General features: G+C 48.7%; 16 protein-coding genes and 1 pseudogene. 8 read left to right on the top strand and 9 right to left on the bottom strand.

Annotated features, from left to right (window positions below):
• Window positions 1–7: 7 nt before the first annotated feature.
• The 4 genes from BFC17_RS18290 to BFC17_RS18280 form a co-directional block, all read right to left on the bottom strand.
• Window positions 8–1,684: a GMC family oxidoreductase gene (locus tag BFC17_RS18290; RefSeq protein ID WP_070177911.1), complete on the bottom strand. Its 1,677-nt coding sequence runs from the start codon at window positions 1,682–1,684 to the stop codon at window positions 8–10.
• 567 nt (window positions 1,685–2,251) lie between these two features.
• Window positions 2,252–2,437 carry a hypothetical protein gene (locus tag BFC17_RS22455; RefSeq protein ID WP_139142123.1) on the bottom strand — a complete coding sequence of 62 codons (186 nt, stop codon included), beginning with the start codon at window positions 2,435–2,437 and terminating at the stop codon, window positions 2,252–2,254.
• An 81-nt stretch (window positions 2,438–2,518) separates the two neighbouring features.
• Window positions 2,519–2,845: an MATE family efflux transporter gene (locus BFC17_RS18285; RefSeq protein ID WP_083271823.1), complete on the bottom strand. Its 327-nt coding sequence runs from the start codon at window positions 2,843–2,845 to the stop codon at window positions 2,519–2,521.
• Entirely contained in the window at window positions 2,784–3,863 is a 1,080-nt protein-coding gene (locus BFC17_RS18280) for an FUSC family protein (protein ID WP_070177996.1), read from the bottom strand. Before BFC17_RS18280 ends, BFC17_RS18285 begins: the two co-directional genes overlap by 62 nt.
• 742 nt (window positions 3,864–4,605) lie before the next feature.
• Here BFC17_RS18280 and BFC17_RS23005 point away from each other — a divergent pair.
• The 4 genes and pseudogenes from BFC17_RS23005 (at window position 4,606) to BFC17_RS18255 (ending at window position 9,665) form a co-directional block, all read left to right on the top strand.
• Window positions 4,606–6,402 (top strand): annotated as a pseudogene (locus BFC17_RS23005) (SUMF1/EgtB/PvdO family nonheme iron enzyme).
• 170 nt (window positions 6,403–6,572) lie between these two features.
• A complete protein-coding gene (locus BFC17_RS18265) occupies window positions 6,573–7,457 on the top strand; it encodes an acyltransferase (RefSeq protein ID WP_070177907.1) in 885 nt (294 codons plus the stop codon).
• A 3-nt stretch (window positions 7,458–7,460) separates the two neighbouring features.
• The gene (locus BFC17_RS18260) at window positions 7,461–8,357 is read left to right on the top strand and encodes an acyltransferase (protein WP_070177906.1); all 897 of its coding nucleotides are present in this window, start codon (window positions 7,461–7,463) and stop codon (window positions 8,355–8,357) included.
• Window positions 8,358–9,665 carry a mechanosensitive ion channel family protein gene (locus BFC17_RS18255; RefSeq protein ID WP_070177905.1) on the top strand — a complete coding sequence of 436 codons (1,308 nt, stop codon included), beginning with the start codon at window positions 8,358–8,360 and terminating at the stop codon, window positions 9,663–9,665. It begins immediately after the preceding gene.
• Window positions 9,666–9,733: 68 nt separating this feature from the next.
• On the opposite strand, the gene BFC17_RS18250 is transcribed toward BFC17_RS18255, so the two are convergent.
• Window positions 9,734–9,925 carry a hypothetical protein gene (locus BFC17_RS18250; RefSeq protein ID WP_070177904.1) on the bottom strand — a complete coding sequence of 64 codons (192 nt, stop codon included), beginning with the start codon at window positions 9,923–9,925 and terminating at the stop codon, window positions 9,734–9,736.
• Between the two features lie 259 nt (window positions 9,926–10,184).
• Between BFC17_RS18250 and BFC17_RS18245 the strand changes: the two genes are divergently transcribed.
• Entirely contained in the window at window positions 10,185–10,988 is an 804-nt protein-coding gene (locus BFC17_RS18245) for a YggN family protein (RefSeq protein WP_083271820.1), read from the top strand.
• 59 nt (window positions 10,989–11,047) lie between these two features.
• Window positions 11,048–11,881 (top strand): NAD-dependent epimerase/dehydratase family protein, encoded by an 834-nt coding sequence (locus BFC17_RS18240; protein ID WP_070177902.1) that lies wholly within the window; start codon window positions 11,048–11,050, stop codon window positions 11,879–11,881.
• Window positions 11,882–11,895: 14 nt separating this feature from the next.
• Here the strand turns inward: BFC17_RS18240 and BFC17_RS18235 are convergent, their stop codons facing one another.
• The 3 genes from BFC17_RS18235 to BFC17_RS18225 all read right to left on the bottom strand — a co-directional run bounded on the left by BFC17_RS18235 (window position 11,896) and on the right by BFC17_RS18225 (window position 14,633).
• Window positions 11,896–13,317 carry a sodium-dependent transporter gene (locus BFC17_RS18235; protein ID WP_070177901.1) on the bottom strand — a complete coding sequence of 474 codons (1,422 nt, stop codon included), beginning with the start codon at window positions 13,315–13,317 and terminating at the stop codon, window positions 11,896–11,898.
• A gap of 195 nt (window positions 13,318–13,512) precedes the next feature.
• Window positions 13,513–14,229 (bottom strand): SDR family NAD(P)-dependent oxidoreductase, encoded by a 717-nt coding sequence (locus BFC17_RS18230; protein WP_070177900.1) that lies wholly within the window; start codon window positions 14,227–14,229, stop codon window positions 13,513–13,515.
• Window positions 14,226–14,633 carry a thiol-disulfide oxidoreductase DCC family protein gene (locus BFC17_RS18225; RefSeq protein WP_070177899.1) on the bottom strand — a complete coding sequence of 136 codons (408 nt, stop codon included), beginning with the start codon at window positions 14,631–14,633 and terminating at the stop codon, window positions 14,226–14,228. Before BFC17_RS18225 ends, BFC17_RS18230 begins: the two co-directional genes overlap by 4 nt.
• 94 nt (window positions 14,634–14,727) lie before the next feature.
• On the opposite strand from BFC17_RS18225, the gene msrA reads away from it, so the two are divergent.
• Window positions 14,728–15,264, top strand: a complete 537-nt coding sequence (msrA, locus tag BFC17_RS18220; protein WP_070177898.1) for a peptide-methionine (S)-S-oxide reductase MsrA — start codon at window positions 14,728–14,730, stop codon at window positions 15,262–15,264.
• A gap of 47 nt (window positions 15,265–15,311) precedes the next feature.
• On the opposite strand, the gene BFC17_RS18215 is transcribed toward msrA, so the two are convergent.
• Complete coding sequence (locus tag BFC17_RS18215; protein WP_070177897.1) at window positions 15,312–16,451, bottom strand: hypothetical protein; 1,140 nt, start codon at window positions 16,449–16,451, stop codon at window positions 15,312–15,314.
• Between the two features lie 151 nt (window positions 16,452–16,602).
• Here BFC17_RS18215 and BFC17_RS18210 point away from each other — a divergent pair, with 151 nt between their 5' ends.
• Complete coding sequence (locus tag BFC17_RS18210) at window positions 16,603–18,507, top strand: DUF7800 domain-containing protein (RefSeq protein WP_139142122.1); 1,905 nt, start codon at window positions 16,603–16,605, stop codon at window positions 18,505–18,507.

Below are 18,507 nucleotides of genomic sequence, written 5' to 3'. Positions count from 1 at the left end.
GTTTTGATTATTCAACCGCTTCGACTGCGTTGGCAGTACCGCGGATGGTTGCAAGATTTTTCTTAACCAGCTCGACAATCGAATCAGTGGAAAGACCACAAATCAGGTCGCTGGCACGCTCTGCTATAGCAATGGTTGGTGCGTTGGTGTTACCCGACGGGATATGCGGCATAACCGAACTGTCGGCCACACGTAACCCTTTAACGCCATGCACTCGCAGCTCTGGGTCTACTACCGATGTGGCCGGATCCTGACCAATGCGGCAGGTGCCTACCGGGTGATACACCGTACGTGAGACTCGGCGTACATATTCTTCCAGACCCGCATCGTCATCGGCGGCACAAGCGGGGTTAAATATTTCCACCACGTGTTCAGCCAGAGCTGGTTGTTTAAAGAAATTAAGTGCCAGCTTCGTGGCTCTGATCTGCCCCTGAACGTCTTCTTCGTTTTCCAGGTAAGCAGCGCGAATGCGCGGTAGTTCAGCCGGATCCGATGAACGGATTTCTACTTCTCCGCGGGATTTTGGATGCAGATGGCCCGCTTTAATGGTGACACCATGGGTGTGGCCTTTTTGGTTGAGGTCCGGATCGTCCCAGGTATCCAGGATTGGCAAAAAGTGGAACTGCACATCGGGACGGCCCGAGCCGGTACTATCGATAAAAGCAAAAGCCTCCAGAATGGGCGAAGTTAGTACACCGGTCCGGGCAAATACCCATTCGATACCGTGGCGTAACGCCTTTAAGCCTTTGTCTTCGCCATACAAGGAAATCGGCTCCTTAATGGTGGCGTTAACCGACATATGCAGGTGATCGTGGAAGTTTTTACCCACAGGCAATTCGGCTTTTTGTTTGATGCCCGCTTTAGCAAGTACCGCTTTAGGGCCCACACCAGACAGCTGTAATACTTTGGCCGAACCGATAGCGCCAGCACTTACAATCACCTCTTTGCGAGCACTGACTGTTTTTTCATGTCCGTGCACTTTATACGTCACACCGGTAGCGCGGCCATTTTCAATTTCGATCCGACTGACCAGAGCGTTAAGCTGAAGCTTAAGGTTTTTGTCGTCGCGAACCTTTTTAAGATAAGTGCGCGAAGTCGATGCCCGTTCACCTTTGTGAGTAGTGGTCTGATAAAAGCCTACGCCTTCCATACGCGCACCGTTGTGGTCAACAATATAGTCGTAACCAGCTTGCTGGCCTGCTCGTACAAAGGCATCACTCATAGGATGACGATAGCGGTTTTCAGATACATACAAAGGGCCATGATTACCGTGATACTGGTTAGCCATGGCTTCATTGTTCTCGGCTTTTTTGAAATAGTGCATCATGGTGTCGCCATTCCAGCCAGTAGCGCCAAAGTCATTTTCCCAGGCGTCGTAGTCTGAACGTTGGCCGCGTACGTAAACCATACCGTTAATGGAAGAACCGCCACCCAGTACCCGGCCCTGCAGAACGTCCATAACGCGATTTTGCGTGTAAGGCTCTTGCTCCGCCTTATAAGGCCATGATTTTTTCGGGATTACCTGGGCCATGCCGCCAGGCGCTTTAATAAAAAGATTGTTGTCGTCGCCGCCGGCTTCAAGCAGCAGCACGGAGCCCTGGCCACGGGATAAAATATTGTAGGCAATTACGCAACCGGCTGAGCCAGCGCCAATGATGATGTAGTCACAAGAGTCTTTAGTCATTATTTCATTCCTTCGATGCGCCCGGGGCGCGGCCAATTAAGTAAAGTCTGAATGCCCTTAATCAGCGAGATGAGATACCCCGCGCGATAGCCTGACTAATTAAAATGTGTGCTATCTTCTGTCGGGTGGTCATTGCATTCGGCAATATTTAGTTGACTAGACAACTATAAATTTACCAGAACGCACAAAAGACATTGCATAGACAGTGCCGGGCGCAAAGGCTATACACATATAACAGCGCAAGGCAATTTCATTAACAGCAAAAAGGATTAAATAAATAACTGTTTTAAAAAGGAATTTACATCATAGAAAATGAGTATAGAAATTGCCTGAAAGGGGCGAAAAAAGATTGGCTTGGCGCCTTTTTTCCTCGCCGTCCTGTGCTGCTACTGCAAGTTACCGTGTAAAACTTTCAGGCTGTGTTCCCACATTGAGAAAATTATTCTAATCCAGCAAAAGAGGCGACAAATAAGCCAGCACCAGAAGGCATATGCGGTCAATATTGGTTAGTAGCAAACCTGAATCAACCCATCCGGGTAATTTATTTATGAGAAGCTGGCGGCGGATTTATTCGGGCTTCGGGTTTGAAGGCCGCGAGTCGCGACAAAGAATAGACTGGGTAGGGTCGGCACTGGCTGGCGCTTCAATAATCCGTCCGGCCGGCTCTTGATTACCGGCTTGTTGTACACGGGTAGTCGGTACAAAAGCGGATGTCTGACGCCAGTTTCCCCAAAAATAGTAGGATGTCGCCATTAACATGGTTGCTATAAAAGCAACCGGAAAGCTCCACCAGATGGCATCGCTGCCCAGTTCGGGCCTGAGTAGTTCGATGGTTCACAGACGCACCGGGTACAGCGAAATCGCCAGTATAATCATGGGCCAAACCACCTGCCCGGCCGCTCGCACCGTGCCAAACAATACCTGACTTATACCAAAGGCAATAAATCCCCAGGTGGCCAACTGAAAAATATGGCTGGCGATATCCATCGCATCACCTTTGTTTTCCAGAAAGATCCCCAGTGCCCAGCGATCGGTTAGCGTTAGCAGTGCTATCAGCCCGCCGGTCAGCAAAAAATTATAACCAATGCCAAACTGCGCCCTAATGCGCCTGTTGCCCCCGTGAGGCAGTACCCCGCAGTTGCGCCAGGAAGCGGCGATCATCCAGACTGGAAAACAACACCGCAATCACCATGCCGATACAAGCGCCCACAACGGTATCCAGCACTCTTTCTGGCACCATGGCCGCACTGGATACCCAGGGCGCAGCAAGGTGCATGGTTAATAACGCCATAGGAGCGATAAACATTTGTCCGAGCGCGTAATTGCTGCCAATAAAGATCTCCGTGAGCAGCTGAAAAATGCCAATCACACCAATAAGGGTCCAAATCGATGGTTCCTGAATTAGCAAAAACCAGGCAACAACGGCCCCTATGGTTGTACCCACCATCCGTTGCAACGCACGGTTCATGCTAAGGTGTAAATGAGCGCCCTGCATAACCGCCAGTGCGCCCATGGCTGCCCAGGCCGGATAGTGAGCCTGAAAACCATAACGCACCAGAAAAATGGCAAAGCAGGCGCCAATGGTTATGCGCAGTGCAGCCACCAGTCTATTGTGTAAAGGACGAATCTGCGCCGACGCCTCTTCTTCTTTCGGGACATGTCGCCAGATAGAAGTACAAAGACAAATAAACCAGCCCAGTAAAGCAGCCGCACCGGTCACCATGGTTCGGTCTACCACCTGCGGCCAGTTGGGTTCTGATCCTACACAAGCCCCGGCCGCAAAAACAAAAATCAGCGGTCCCGGCGCTCCCAGGGCGGTACTGCTACAGATAAACATTAACACCCCGCATACCACAGAAAGTAATCCCAGTTGCAAAGGCGCTGCCCATTCCAGGTAAGCAACCGATGACATAATAAATACCATACCGGTTTGTATCACAGCTGCCAGCAAGAGCATCCAGTGACGCTGCCAGTGCGAGGAGTGCCTTGCAAATAAAGCGATCAGCGCCCCTAAACCGGCAAAACCCACCATTTCAGACCACGGCGACAAGTAGGCCAGCGTTAACGCTATTACGGCTGTCAGCCCGGTTTGCAAGCCTGCCATAAAGTCGTTACGTAGAGACGGCTGAGGCGCCAGCTGAACACTTTCTTTAAACTGCTGAGGATGAACAAGATTCAAAAAAGCCCGCCAATGGCTGCTCGCAGTTGGATTGCCTGGTGTCGGGGCTTCGGCCCTGTTACTGCCCGCTTGGGTATTTCTGTTTGGGGTGGGATCGTACTTATCCATTGATTGATCACTTTGAAGGGGATTACGTCACGCACGAAGCGATGGTTTACGGCGCAAACATCAGGTGTTTGCTGACCGTAACTTAAAGCCCGTTTTCCCCCTTTTCAATGCTGCTCAGGATGTATATACAGATTTTCGGGATGTAGTGATTTTTACTCAAAACCACTTAAACTTTGTTTAAACAGGCAAGCTCAGTCTGCGATTGTATCCACCGCTTTTAAGCCAGAAAATGTTATTCCGGCCAACTCATATCACTCCACCTAGAGCCTGTTTTCTAACCAGCAGTTGTTGCATTGTGCAGTGATGCTGCTATTCTGACCTCGTGTGATCAAATTTTGACCACCCCAAACAACTCAACACGCTCGCGTACTATATCGGTCAGGTATTACCTGAAAGCAAAATTTACCGATGATTTTTGACAATGGATTGGCTGGCGGGATGCGTAAAACATCTCTCAAGAAAAACGTCTGACTACCTCATTAATGCAAGGCGCTACTCTCAATCCTAATTAAATGTCACGGTAATACATTCGTTTGCTGAGTGTTGTCAGAGGCTGAACCTGTAAAATTCACTATAAACATTCGGCGGGTTATTTCGTTATATACGTCCGGTGTTTTATTAAGTTGTTGTGCATATGCTGAAATTAAACATATTACTCACCTTAACCTTGTTTATTGCCCCGCTCTCTGTCTCTGAGCTTTTTGCTGCGACAGATGATGTCGATATCTCATCCCTTAAAGCGATCAAACTTTCTATTGTAAAAATGGAGCAGCAAAACAAAACGCTAAAAAGTAAGCTGTTTGATAAACAGGCCGAATACGTCGAGCTGGAAACCGCACTCAAAAAAATTAGCCGTGAGCAGGAAAGACTGGTTCTGGAATATAACGTGACTTCTAAACTGCTCGAACTGAACGAAAGCTATCAGGAAGTGCTTAACCGGCTACTCACCAGACAAGCCACAACAGCAAACGAGCTCAGATCCGCTAAACGTCACCTCGAAGAAAAACTCATTGATATAGAAAAACTCGCCAGCCTGATCGAGTTAAATGAAAGTCAAATCGACAATAATCAGTCGCAGTTTGAGGATGAACTCAAAATACTTATCGACACGACGGCCAGCACGATTGCAGCAGAAGGTATTAAACCTTTTACAGTTAACGTGGCCCATGAAGAAGTATGCGGCGCCGCCGAAACGCCAATTAGTTGCCAGGAACGGGGCATGATGGCCGCCAAGCGCAAGCTGGTTGAGAGTGCGGGGCTAAAAATTACTTCAGTAAGCCAGCTTGAGAACTTTGAAATTGTCAAAGACTCGGTTATTTCAGATGCCAGTCTGGAAATAAAAAACTTTAAGAGCGACTCAACGTTCGCCATTCAGAATGGCCAAATTGTTAATGTTCTTAAATTAGTCGGGGACGTCGTTGCAAAATCGCAAGGCAACATCGAACAATATGTTCTGGTGGCATCCAATATGATTAATGCAAAACTGCAAGACAGTGTTGCGGCTGAGCAGGCAAACACCCCAACAGTCGATACATCGTCTTCTGAAATAGCGCAAAACAACACTACTACGAAGCGGACCGGCCCTTCGCCAGCGCCCCAATCGGCAAAATCAACCAACTACGTAACACCAACTCCCCAAACGGCAACAGCAATTAACAACAATGACGTTCAGGTTACGTTGACAGATTCTTTTGAATCCGGTGATTCAACCATACCTAATTTCGTTGATATCGAAATTCAAAAGGCGGGTACGCCCGTTTCGCTTATTGTGAGTGATACAGAAATTACCGTCGCTCAGTTTTCTCAGTTCCAACAGGAAACCGGCTATACTACAGAGTCTGAATCTGCTTCTAAGTGCATGATCTATGATTATTCATCGAGAATATCGGTAACCGCAGATTCAACCCGTCCCGGTTACCCTATTTCTGATTCGCATCCTATTGTTTGCGTCTCTGTGATCGATGCCATTAACTATACAAAATAGTTATCTAAGAAACTGAAAGAAAATGTCAGGCTACCGACTATAGATGAATGGATGCTGCTGGCTTTACCCATGGAAGCGACCAAGCGGGAAAAATCCGAAGGTCTTTACACCAATTGCCTCTACGCCAATATTCGTGACAAAGCTTTTTCTGGCAATTTTGGCCAAACCTCACGTGAGCCCTGTAACGATGGCTCAATCCACCCTGAACCAGTTAAACAGAAAATTGCTAACCGTGTTGGCCTGTACAACATGTACGGTAATGTAAGGGAATGGACGCAATCCTGCATGAATGAAAATAATGCCAACCTGAAATTCTGCGATGATGTTTATATTGGCGGCAGCTCGGCTTATTACCGTTTTGATGCACATCGAAAAACCCGCGGCGGTGCCGATGCTACCGGCAGCGACTTGGGTTTCCGGGTCGTTATTGGCGAGCAGTCTCTCTAAGCGCCTTATCCTGCCAGCGTGTGCCGTAAAAAAGCGGCACTTCCGCCTTACCATACATTGCCACTTAGTGAAGTTTAACCTCATAGTTATCGGATTTTGCCGACATTTACGTTAAACTACCAACTGGTTAGACTTCTAGGGCAAGGACAGTTTTGAAAAACATTCCCGGTATGCTTAATGGTGCGGTGTCGGCATTTTTTTACGGGCTCAATACCTTTTTTTGGGTACCTTTAGTGCTCATATTAGCGGTATTTAAATTAATTATTCCTTTGCGCGCCTGGCGCACCTTTATGACCTACTTACTGGATGCTTGTGCTGTTGGCTGGATTAGCGTGAATAACCTGAATCAGCGTATGTTTAGCCGCACAAAACTGGAAGTCAGCGGGCTTGAAGGACTTTCCCGCAACGACTGGTACCTCGTGATCGCTAATCATCAGTCATGGGTCGATATTTTGCTGTTACAGCGCATTTTTAACCACCGTATTCCTTTTTTGAAGTTCTTTTTAAAACAGCAGCTTATATGGGTGCCGTTACTTGGCCTTGCGTGGTGGGCACTGGACTTTCCCTTTATGCGCCGCTACAGCAAATCGTTTCTGGCCAAACATCCGCATCTTAAAGGCAAAGATATGGAAACCACACAAAAGGCCTGCGAAAAGTTTAAATATAAACCAGCCAGCATTATGAATTTTGTGGAAGGCACGCGCTTTACACCGGCCAAACATGCCCGCCAGTCGTCACCGTTTAAACATCTGCTTAAGCCCAAGGCGGGCGGTATCGCTTTTGTATTAAATGCCATGGGCGGCCAGCTTCATCAGCTAATTGATGTCACCATTTACTATCCGTCGGGCACCCCGTCTTTTTGGGATTTTATCAGTGGTTCTGTGCAAAAAATTAAGTTGCATGTTGAAGTAAAACCCGTTCAGGGATTGTTTCCTGAAGACGTAAACATCATGGAATACTTTGAAAATCCAGAGCAACGTGTCCGTTTTCAAAAATGGCTCAATGAGCAGTGGCAGATAAAAGATCAGCGCTTAGAACAGTGGAAATCGGTGTAAACCATGTTAAGAGTAGTACTGGCACCACTAATTTTTATTGTGCATTTACCTTTGCAAGTAGCCAATCTGGCCCTGTGGGGAGGTCTGGTGATCTTGTTTGGCCTGGTGCGTATACTGCTTCCGGTGCCTGCCATCCAGCGTATGCTGGCACCGCTGATGAATACCTTCATGTTTTGCTTTGGTAAAGTGAGCCTGGCGCTGATCCGCTTATTTAACCCGGTGATTTTGGATTACCGGGTTAAGGGCAACCTTAGCAAAGACAGCTGGTATTTAATTGTAGCTAACCATTTAAGCTATCTGGACATTATTCTGCTGATCGAATTTGCCGCGTTTCGCATCCCCGCGCCTAAGTTCTTTTTAAAGCAGGAACTTATCTGGCTTCCTTTTGTCGGACTGGCTGCCTGGGCGCTGGAGATGCCTTTTATGCGCCGTTATTCGGCGGCCTACCTGCAAAAATTCCCCCATAAACGCGGTACCGACATCATCACCACCAAACGCTACTGCGAAAAATTCCGTCATCATCCCACAACGGTTATCAACTTTGTCGAAGGAACCCGCTACACGCCGGCTAAACATGCCAGTAAGAACAGCCCTTATCAAAGTCTGCTCCCCCCCAAAGCGGGCGGCATTGCTTTTACGCTGGCAACCATGGGCGAACTGTTTACCAATATCCTGGATGTTTCCCTGCTGTATCCTGACAACGAAAAACACCCGATGTTTGCTGCATTATCCGGCCAAATGCGACGAATCATTGTTGATGTCAATGTGATTGACATTCCGCAGGAGGCTATAGGCGATTATTATAACGACGCCGAATTCAGGACCGGGTTTCAGTACTGGGTCAATTCCCTTTGGCAAACAAAAGACTTCAATATCATCGGATTAAAAAAGGGTAATTAAATGGTCACAGCGGAAACGCTTCGTGAGAGTCTGGTGGAACTGCTCAAGCAGGTCGACACCAATGTCGTTTTAAATGGCTCCTTATACAACAGCTTTGCATTAATCCTGATTATCGTTCTGGCGATGAGTGGACTGTTGGTTAGCCGACTGGTACTTAACTCCGTTGTTTCCCGCTGGATCCTGAAAAGTAAAACCCACTGGGACGATGCCCTGCACAGCCACGGCTTCTTTAAACGCCTCATCCATTTAGCACCGGCACTCATTATGTTTGCCAGTACCCATGCGCTTTTAGTAACAGACAGTCTGCTTTACACTGTGCTGGTTAAAGCATCCTTACTGTATTTAATGGCTGTCGCCGCTTTGTCGGTCAGTGCGCTTCTTAATACCTTTGAAGACTGGTACAACTCAACGCCTTTTGCCTCTCAGGCATCCATCACCGGGTTTATTCAGGTAGCCAAACTCGTATTGTTTATTGTGCTGATGCTGCTGAGCGTTTCGCTTATCGTCGAGCGCAGTCCGCTGTTGCTGTTATCCGGGTTAACCGCCATCGCGGCAGTATTATTGCTGATTTTCCGGGACACTATTCTGGGCTTTGTCGCGGGCATTCAGATTACCGCGAATCGCCTGTTTACCAATGGCGACTGGATACAGGTCGACAAGTTTGGCGTTGACGGTGAAATCATCGAGCTTGGCCTGACCAACGTAAAGGTCAGAAACTGGGATAACACCATCTCCACCATCCCAACTTATTCGTTAACCAATGAAGCCATTAAAAATTGGCGGGGAATGCAGGAGTCCGGGGGCCGGCGAATCAAACGTGCAGTGTATATCGATATTCATTCGATTCACCTGTATGACGAGAAAAGCCTGCAAAAAGTGGCCAAAATCCGCTTTATTGCTGATTACATCCAAAGCAAAATCGAAGAGTTACAGCGCTATCATAAAGACCATTCCATTGATGAGGGCGACTTGCTAAACCGCCGCGCACTCACCAATATCGGTACCTTCCGCGCTTATTTAGAAGCCTACTTGCTTAAGCATCCCAAAATAAACCAGGACATGACGTTAATGGTCCGTCAGTTACCGCCAAACGAATTGGGCCTACCGCTGGAGATTTACTGTTTTTGTCGCGATAAATCCTGGGTGGCTTACGAAAAAGTCCAGGCGGATATCTTCGACCACATTATGGCGATGCTGCCGTTGTTTGATCTGCGTGCTTACCAGCGTGACAGCCACCTTGCGGCGCTGGCCGGCCCATCGGCACAACAGCGCGAGACGCCGGATACCCCGGAAGCCGTTAAAGACTAAACGGGTAACAATCGTCAGACACAAAAAAAGCGCTCTGTTGAGCGCTTTTTTTGTGTCTTTTTAGCAAGTTAGCTAATGAGATATACCATCAACAGGCTTACCACCAGGCCACTTACGCCCAGATAACCCATTTCGATACGCTCATGCAAAGCTGCACTGCCTTCTTTATTAGACATAAAGCCCATTACGATGCTGCTCATGCCTAAAGTAAATGCTACTAACGCAACACCAAATAAAATTGCATCAATCCAGTCACTCATAATCTTTACCCTATAAAAATTCTGCGCGTATTATGCACTAAGCAAATAAAAATGAACATGCGCAAAATCAATATTCCGATGAATAATGAACATGGTCAAATACGCTAATAATTAGTGTTACTTTAAAAACAATAGGCGAATCTATTCCAACAATGTCAGCACGAAAAACCTAACCTTTTGTTTTAATTAAATTTAACAAATTGGCCTGTGATTTGCGATAAGACATTCGTATTGTTAGAGCACCCTATCGAGGATTATTATGAAAATTGTTGCTGCATCACTGTTAATGACCACTGCCCTGATCGCTCAGCCTGCACTGGCCCATGTTGAAGTAGACAATCACTGCAATATGGAATTGCATGGCGAAATCACCTTTAATCACGGCGATCTCACCATCACCACCGACTCCGGTGAAACCGTACAAATCACTCCCGCTCATCAGCTCTTTGTTGACAGCCAGGCCGTGTCGTTAAATGCAGAGGAGCAACGCTGGGTATCAGACTATTACACCAGTATCGAAACCGCTATCCCGATGACTGTCGATATCGCTCGTGAGGGCGTAAAAATTGCCAGCTATGCGGTAACCGAAGTATTTACCGAACTGTTAGGTGCCGACAACGACCTCACCGAAGATTTCGACCAGTTGTTTACCGACCTTTCAAGCCAGATAGACGAACGCTTTTACGCTGCCGACGGCTCGTATAAGTTTGATAGCACAGGGCTGGACGGAGATTGGGCTGATGCCGCCTGGAGCCAGGAGTTTGACGATAAGGTGGAATCACTGATTGAGCGTTCAATGGGGCATATTTTAATGGCAATCGGCAGTGAAATGCTGTTTGGCGATGGTGATATGGATGCCTTTGCAAGCCGTATGGAAAACTTCGGTACCGCCATTGAAGAGCGTGTGGAAGGCCAGGCTGAAGCGTTGGAAGGTAAAGCAGACGAATTATGCACTGTGCTGGCCAAAGCCGACTATGCAGAAACACACATGCAGAAAAGCATCGCCGCGCTGTCTGGTCTGGACTTACTGGAAAGCAAAGGTAAATCGCCGCTTAAGCAGTAATACTGTTAACCGCTGTCGGGAATGCTACACTGGCGCAGAACTTATCACCGGTGACAGGTATGACAGCAAACCCCGATAAATTAGTGCTTTGTGGCTGTGGCTGGTTAGGTGGATACCTTGCCAGCCATTTTCGTTCAAAGTACACCATCTATGGCACTACTCGCAGCCAAGAGAAAACCCTTTCCCTCACAGAACAAGGCATCAATGCAATTCAATATACGCTGGGCGATGCGAGTGATGCACTGGCGGCTGTGGCTACAGGCAGTACCTTTGTACTTAATATTCCACCGGGCAGACGTAACACTGACTTATCGGATTTTACTCAGGCGGTAAAGCAACTCATCACCACCCTGTATCAGCAGGCACCGCCCAAACAGCTTATCTTTATCAGCACAACCTCGGTTTACGGCGAACAGGAAGGCGACATCACCACGGCAACGCCAGTTGCGCCCAATACCGCTTCGGGCCAGGCCCATGTGGAAATAGAACAGTTAATTAAAGATATCGCCCCGCAAACAGGCTACGTATTACGCTTGGCCGGTTTAACCGGGCCGGACCGCCACCCGGTTAACACCCTTGCCGGGCGCACGCTAAGCGGGGCCACCCAGGTAGTCAACCTGGTTCATATTAAAGATGTGGTGAGCGTGATTGAAGCAATGATGCAGCAACAGCCAGCAACAAAACTCTGGCAGCTGTGCAGTAATGACCACCCTATGCGCGGTGACTATTATCCACAAATGGCAAACAAACTGGGGCTGGATGAGGTTACCTTCACGGATGAACTCCGCCCTGATGCAGTGCCTTGTGGCAAAAGTATCAACCCGCAGGCAACCCTTTCAGGCCTGCAGATTGAGCTTGCTTACCCGTCGCCCTGGACGATGCTGCCGGCCTGACAGGCCGGCATGGGTTAGCCTATCAGGCTGACACCAAAGTACTTAAGCGCAACCGTATTAATAAAAATCACGGCCAGAATAAGCGGGATAAAAGTGCCTACCGAGATATCCACATAACGTTCAACCCAGCTGCCTTTATACGATGGGGCTCCCACCTGCAACGCCTGATTAAAGTTGTGTCGCTTCCAGCGATACATCACAAAAATACAAATCAACAGACCGTTAAGCGGCAGGATCGTGTCGTAAAACACGTCGTAAACCAAATCAAAAAAGGACTTGGGCGCATCAGCATAATTGGTAAATTCGGTAAGGAAAGGTACAAACCCAAAAGACAGCGCACATAACGCAGCAAACACGATTAGTAGCACACCCAGCACCACCAGAGATTTACGGCGACTGTAATCTTTCTCATCCATCAGTGCCGCAACGGGTACTTCAAAGATAGAAACTAGCGACGTAATGGCCGCAAAAAAGACCAGTAAAAAGAAGATACTGGCTACTACACTGGCGCCAACAAAGCCAATACTGGTTTGCAAAGCTAAGAAGATTTTAGGCAGAAACGAGAAAATCATCCCAATGGAAGACTCGCTTAATTCAGCCGGGTTGGTGTCTGGATTAAACGAGAAGATGGCCGGCAGAATCATCAGGCCGGCGGTAAAAGCGACTGCCGTGTCGGTTAACGCCACCAGCTTTGCCGAGTTAGGAATATCAGACTGGTTATCAATATAACTACCATAGGTAATCATAATCCCCATCCCCAGACTTAACGAAAAGAATGCCTGGGACAGCGCGCCATTAATCACCGACGCGTTGATTTTACTAAAGTCCGGGACCAGATAAAAACTGACGCCAGCCATCGCGTTGTCACGGGTCAGCACAAAAATCACCAGCAACACCAGCATGACAAACAAAGCAGGCATCAGCAGCTTAGCCGCTTTTTCAATCCCTTCTTTAACACCGCCTTGCAAAATGAGATACATTATCGCCAGCACCGCCGCCATGTAGGCAAAAATCACCGGCGAATTAATAAAGTTACCAAAGGTCTCGGGCTCGGCCAGCATTGCCAAATCGCCGCTCACGGCATAATACAGATAACCAAATATCCATACGGTGATCACCAGATAAAACACAGCAATCATAAAGGGGGTGATGATTGACAACCAACCGGCTATTTTCCATTTTGGTGAATTGTCGGTAAGTGCCGAGTAAGCACCTAACGGGTCTTTTTTAGCATGACGCCCCACCGACATTTCGGCCATCATTACGGGCAAACAAATAGCAAAGACAAAAATAGCGTACATCAATAAAAATGCACCACCACCGTTTTTTGCAGCCCCCACCGGAAATCCCACCAGATTACCAATACCAACCGCAGATCCAGCCGCGGCGAGAATAAAACCAAGGCGCGATCCGAACTGTTCTCTGGTCCCGCTCATATGAGTTCCTCTTGTCATTTTTATTGTTGTGTATTTTGCGATGATAAATTTGGCGCCGCTGACTTTACGTTTTTATTGTTTTAGACGATGAGACACAGACTAACGACCGAATTTTTCTAATGTGAATACTATCAATCCCATTAAAAAAAGTCTTGGATTTCGTTGGTTTCGGCTGGTGGCAGCGCAGTTTGGAAGCTACCAGGGGATAGTCAGGTTGGCCCAGTCCACAAAGTATGGACCGTGTTCAGCATTACAGGACTGGATAACCGCAACAAGTTGCTGCGCGGTAAACTGCGCGGTAAAGAGTTTTTCTGGTTTTACGTTACGCTGAAAAGGAGCCGACAACTGCGAATCTACGGTACCGGGATGATAACAAATCAGACTGGTGTGTTTTGCCCGGCGTTTGTATTCCACCGCCGCCGTTTTAACCAGCATGTTAAGCGCAGCTTTAGACGCCCGGTAACCATACCAGCCCCCCAGCCCGTTATCTTCGATACTCCCCACCCGCGCACTTAAAACAGTTAACGTAGAGGCTTCAGACGGAAAAAAGCCCACCAGGTGTTTAATCCATAGCATCGGCAACACGGTATTGACCTGAAAATAATGGTGCAGCGCCTCAGGTGAGACATCTTCCAGGCGTTTCTCGGGCTGAACCTGTTCATCATGCAAAATGCCAGTGGTACAAACCACATGATGAAAAACCAGGTCCTGACTTTTACACTCGTTCAGCCAGTTAACGATAGCGTCTTCACTGGTGGTATCCAGGCAAACGGGCTGCACTGCCGGCCAATCGTTAAAGGTTTGTTGTTGTCGCGAGACGGCAAACACCCGGGCATCGGGATAGGTATCCAGCATTTGCCCCACAACCGCTTTACCAATAGCGCCACTACTGCCGATCACTACAATGTTCATCGTTGTTTAAGCTCACACTGCTGGCAGCGTTTCTGCCCGGTAAGTAAATAAGAGATACGATACCGGTGTTTGGCAAACCACAAGTAAAACCGGTCAGCCAGTGGTTTCACCAAAGGCCAGCGAAGTGGCGCATACAGCCAGCCCTTGCCCACCAGTCGCCAGGCTTCGTAAGTGACATCAAGCCCGATAAGCATAGAGCCATCGGCGCGCATGGCGTGAATTCGATCGTTCAGTGCCTGCCAGTCAAGGGCTGGATAACGCTGGCTAAAATCGGCGGCCATAATATCTTCAAAACCAAGCTGCCCCTTTTCGTTAAGCCTTTTAAGATGACGCATCTCAATGGCACAAAGCGGGCAGCCACCGTCATAAAAAATGGTCAATTGTGGAGTTATTTTCGTATTCATGCAGGCTTATACGAACAATTTAATCACCCGGATGACTTGAAGTTCATTTAAAGCGCCACCACACTTCAGACAACACAAAATGCGGAGAATAACAATGACGACGACAGCTACAGCCACCCTCGCGGGAGGATGTTTTTGGTGTATTGAATCAGCCTTTAATCAGGTTCAGGGAATTGAACTCGCAACCTCTGGATATGCCGGTGGTCAGGTAGAATCACCAAGCTACGAAGCCGTTTGTAAAGGCGATACCGGTCATGCGGAAGTCGTTCGCCTGTCTTACTACCCTGATCAAATCAGCTATCGGGAAATTCTGGAAATCTTTTTTGCCTTGCACGATCCAACGCAATTGAATCGTCAGGGTAATGATGTGGGCACGCAGTATCGTAGCGCTGTGTTTTATCATGACGAACAGCAAAAAGCCGAAGCGCTGGCCATTATCCAGGAAATGACCGAAGAGAATGTGTGGCCGGATCCCATTGTGACCGAAGTCGTGCCTTTGTCAGCCTATTATCCGGCTGAAGACTACCATCAGTCGTATTTTAAAAATAACCCGCAAAATCAATATTGCGCAATGGTTGTTGCACCCAAGCTGGCTAAGTTTAAAAAGACCTTTGCCCAACGCTTGCGCTAATCAGGCCGGCGGATAAAAACGGGCTGGTCGTTGCCAGCCCGCCTATATCACTTAAACCAATCAGCTTGCAACGGCGTACTGAACAGCAGCGGCGCCATAGCTTCATAGCGTGCTTTGCTGGCCTCACACTGCAGATTTTTCATGTAGTTCACTTTCCATGGATCGTTAATCATCCATAGCGTACTGTCGATGACGGCCAGTCCCTCAATAGAGGCGTTATCCATTATCTCCTGCGCCGCACAGTTTTCGCTGTCGCCACCCGGTGCAGTAAATTGCATGGCAATTTTTTGAGTGGGCCGTTGCCCGGCTGCATCAATAATCCATAATTCGTTATCGTTACGCGCGGCAGCCAGTAAAAAGCCCGACGTTGCTCCTGCGGGCTGATAGTACTCCAATCCGTTAATAGGATGACGGCCACCTTCGAAAGACGGCACCGCTAACTCTGGCTCAGTTACCACGGCAAACTCACTGCTGTCCCAGAAGGTAGCATCGAGGTTGACCGAAAATATCCGCGGATTACCAATATTATCCCGCTCCAGGGCAATATACAGGGTGCGATTCTGGCCCAGTGCCATCCCTTCTATTCCATCATTAGGAAAATCGCCGACGGCGTATTCCAGCGGAAACTGCAAAGGGCGGACATGGGTCATGGTCGCGCTGCCATCAGTATGTTGCTGAATCCGCACCAGTAATGTGGGGTAATCGGTAGAACCGGTTGCTTCATAACGCTGCTGACAGCGATCGGACAACGCGCCGGTTCTGGTGGCATCTTCGGTCACCGTATAAAAAACACCCGGCTCATCGGGATCAGCCACCAGCGCTTCTAAATCCGGCTCGTCAGCCAGATACTGGGAAAAGCAGCTGCGGCGAACCCGACTCGCCATGTTCATGGCATCCGGGCGCGGCGCAAGCGTAGCAGAAGCCGGGTCAATTTGATGTAAGCGACGACGCTGAAAGTCCTTCGCGCTGCCGTCGGAAATGGTATAAAGCTTACCGTTAACCTGGGTCAGGCCGGAAGTTTGCGGGTCAACCATTACGCCGCCAGCAGCTTCGGAAATCCAAGTTCCCGCAACCACCAGTTCTTCAGGGGCCACGGCATTTTTCTGTTCGGCAGAGGGTTGTGGGTTATCTCCACAGGCGCTTAGTAAGCCAAGCGTAACCACACTTAACAGCCAGGCTGATTTCATCACAGTTCCAATCCTTAGTAATTTTTGCTTATCGTCGCTTACCCCTGCAAACGGGTCAAGCCCGTTGAGCTAACGGTGCACGCGGTTGAGCGCACTTGCCTGAACCCTTGCAGCACCGTATAGTCGTTCAGTAACCAATACAGGAGTCATTTTGAGTTCAGTTCCCCTTCCTCTTGTCATCGCAGGACCTATTTTACGCCATACTACCAGGGACAGTGTCACCCTGTGGGTTGTGACATCTGAGGCGGCGGATATTTCGGTATCTTTGCATCAGCAAAAGTCAGCTCTGGCCGCTACGGTGACCGACAGGATGGTTCAGGTTGGCCAACGGGCGTTTATCCATGTTGTCACCAGCACGCTACAGCAGTCACTGGAACCGGAACAACTTTACCAGTATCAGCTTGATTTTGGTGATCAGGCGCAGCAAACACGCTGGCTCGCTGAAGCTGAGCCGCTGGTTTATAGCGGCCAGTCAGATTTCAATTTTCGCGTACCGGGCACCTTGTCCAATGTGCTGCATGGCAGCTGCCGCAAGCCCCATCACCCGGCCAAAGACAGCCTGATTCGGGTGGACGAACTTATCGACAACGAAATAAAAGGCGGCCAAAAGCGGCCAGACCTGTTGCTGATGACCGGCGATCAAATATACGCCGATGATGTGGCAGGCCCGATGTTGCAGGCTATTCTACAGGTTATCAGTCGCCTCGGGCTTTTCCACGAGGAGCTGGAACAGGCTATAGTCAGTTCCACAGCGCAACTCGATGGTCACCCCTACTGTTACTATCATCGTCAGCAACTGTTACCTCAGGTAGCGACTAACACCGCCTTATCCAAACTGTTTTTTGCGGCAAAGAAAAAGCCGGTGTTTACTTCGGTAAACGCGCAAAACCACCTGATTGGCATGGCTGAGGTAATCGCTATGTACCTGCTGGTTTGGTCTGACTCGCTGTGGAACGACATTGAATTTGATGCCGGGGTAGCCGATCCTGCTCATCAGGCACAGTTTAATCGCGAAGCCATCATTATCCGGGATTTCAGCCAGACCTTACCCGAAGTCAGACGAGCACTTGCCCATGTGCCAAGCTATATGATATTTGACGACCACGATGTGACTGATGACTGGAATCTGACCCGCGGCTGGGAACAAGAAGTTTATGGTCATCCGCTGTCCCGCCGCATGGTGGGCAATGCGCTGGCCGGCTACTGGTTGTGCCAGGGCTGGGCAAATCAGCCAGAGGCTTTCGCTGACATTGAGCAGCAGGCACAGCAAAATTTCACCGCACAGGGACTTACCAATCATCCGGCATTTATTGACGCCTTGTTTGCCTGGCAGCAATGGCACTATCAGCTGGATACACAACCACCCGTACACGTACTCGACACCCGAACCCAGAGATGGCGTAGTGAATCGAGTCTGAATAAGCCCTCCGGATTAATGGACTGGGAGGCACTGTGTGAATTTCAGCATCGGCTTATTGGCAAGGATGCGGTTATCGTGGTCTCCGCGGCCCCCATATATGGCGTTAAGTTTATCGAAGTGATTCAAAAACTGTTTACCATGGCAGGTAAGGCGCTCACCGTAGATGCCGAAAACTGGATGGCCCATAAAGGTACAGCCAGCGTCATGCTGAACATATTCCGCCATTACAAAACGCCACCGCACTTTATTATCCTGTCGGGCGATGTGCACTACTCGTTTGTGTATGACGTTCGCCTGCGGTTTACCCGTAACAGCCCTAAGATAACGCAGTTTACCTGCAGCGGAATTAAAAACACCTTTCCGGATACACTCATCCGCTGGCTCGACAGGCTGAATCAGTGGTTTTACAGTGCCCGGTCACCGCTCAATGTTTTCACCCGCCGCCGGGACATGTCGGTACATGACCGTCATCCGGACAGTAACGATGACATCGCGTTGTTAAATCAGGCGGCTATTGGCCAGATGCTGATTGATCCGGACATTGAAAATGTTCGTTGTATTGCTTTGTGTAGTAACGGTGACACGGTAGAATTCCCGCCAGAACTTACACCTGACGATACCCCGGCAAGAGAGTAG

Source organism: Marisediminitalea lipolytica (assembly GCF_001758465.1).
Classification (GTDB): domain Bacteria; phylum Pseudomonadota; class Gammaproteobacteria; order Enterobacterales; family Alteromonadaceae; genus Alteromonas; species Alteromonas lipolytica.
The sequence above is the reverse complement of the archived record's forward strand: the minus strand, read 5'-3'. Positions and strand labels throughout refer to the sequence as shown.

What these genes read in the sequence shown, in the direction of transcription:
- BFC17_RS18290 (WP_070177911.1), bottom strand. Translation starts at nt 1,684, where the DNA reads ATGACTAAAGACTCTTGTGACTACATCATCATTGGCGCTGGCTCAGCC.
- BFC17_RS22455 (WP_139142123.1), bottom strand. Translation starts at nt 2,437, where the DNA reads ATGGCGACATCCTACTATTTTTGGGGAAACTGGCGTCAGACATCCGCT.
- BFC17_RS18285 (WP_083271823.1), bottom strand. Translation starts at nt 2,845, where the DNA reads ATGATCGCCGCTTCCTGGCGCAACTGCGGGGTACTGCCTCACGGGGGC.
- BFC17_RS18265 (WP_070177907.1), top strand. Translation starts at nt 6,573, where the DNA reads ATGCTTAATGGTGCGGTGTCGGCATTTTTTTACGGGCTCAATACCTTT.
- BFC17_RS18260 (WP_070177906.1), top strand. Translation starts at nt 7,461, where the DNA reads ATGTTAAGAGTAGTACTGGCACCACTAATTTTTATTGTGCATTTACCT.
- BFC17_RS18255 (WP_070177905.1), top strand. Translation starts at nt 8,358, where the DNA reads ATGGTCACAGCGGAAACGCTTCGTGAGAGTCTGGTGGAACTGCTCAAG.
- BFC17_RS18250 (WP_070177904.1), bottom strand. Translation starts at nt 9,925, where the DNA reads ATGAGTGACTGGATTGATGCAATTTTATTTGGTGTTGCGTTAGTAGCA.
- BFC17_RS18245 (WP_083271820.1), top strand. Translation starts at nt 10,185, where the DNA reads ATGAAAATTGTTGCTGCATCACTGTTAATGACCACTGCCCTGATCGCT.
- BFC17_RS18240 (WP_070177902.1), top strand. Translation starts at nt 11,048, where the DNA reads ATGACAGCAAACCCCGATAAATTAGTGCTTTGTGGCTGTGGCTGGTTA.
- BFC17_RS18235 (WP_070177901.1), bottom strand. Translation starts at nt 13,317, where the DNA reads ATGAGCGGGACCAGAGAACAGTTCGGATCGCGCCTTGGTTTTATTCTC.
- BFC17_RS18230 (WP_070177900.1), bottom strand. Translation starts at nt 14,229, where the DNA reads ATGAACATTGTAGTGATCGGCAGTAGTGGCGCTATTGGTAAAGCGGTT.
- BFC17_RS18225 (WP_070177899.1), bottom strand. Translation starts at nt 14,633, where the DNA reads ATGAATACGAAAATAACTCCACAATTGACCATTTTTTATGACGGTGGC.
- msrA (WP_070177898.1), top strand. Translation starts at nt 14,728, where the DNA reads ATGACGACGACAGCTACAGCCACCCTCGCGGGAGGATGTTTTTGGTGT.
- BFC17_RS18215 (WP_070177897.1), bottom strand. Translation starts at nt 16,451, where the DNA reads ATGAAATCAGCCTGGCTGTTAAGTGTGGTTACGCTTGGCTTACTAAGC.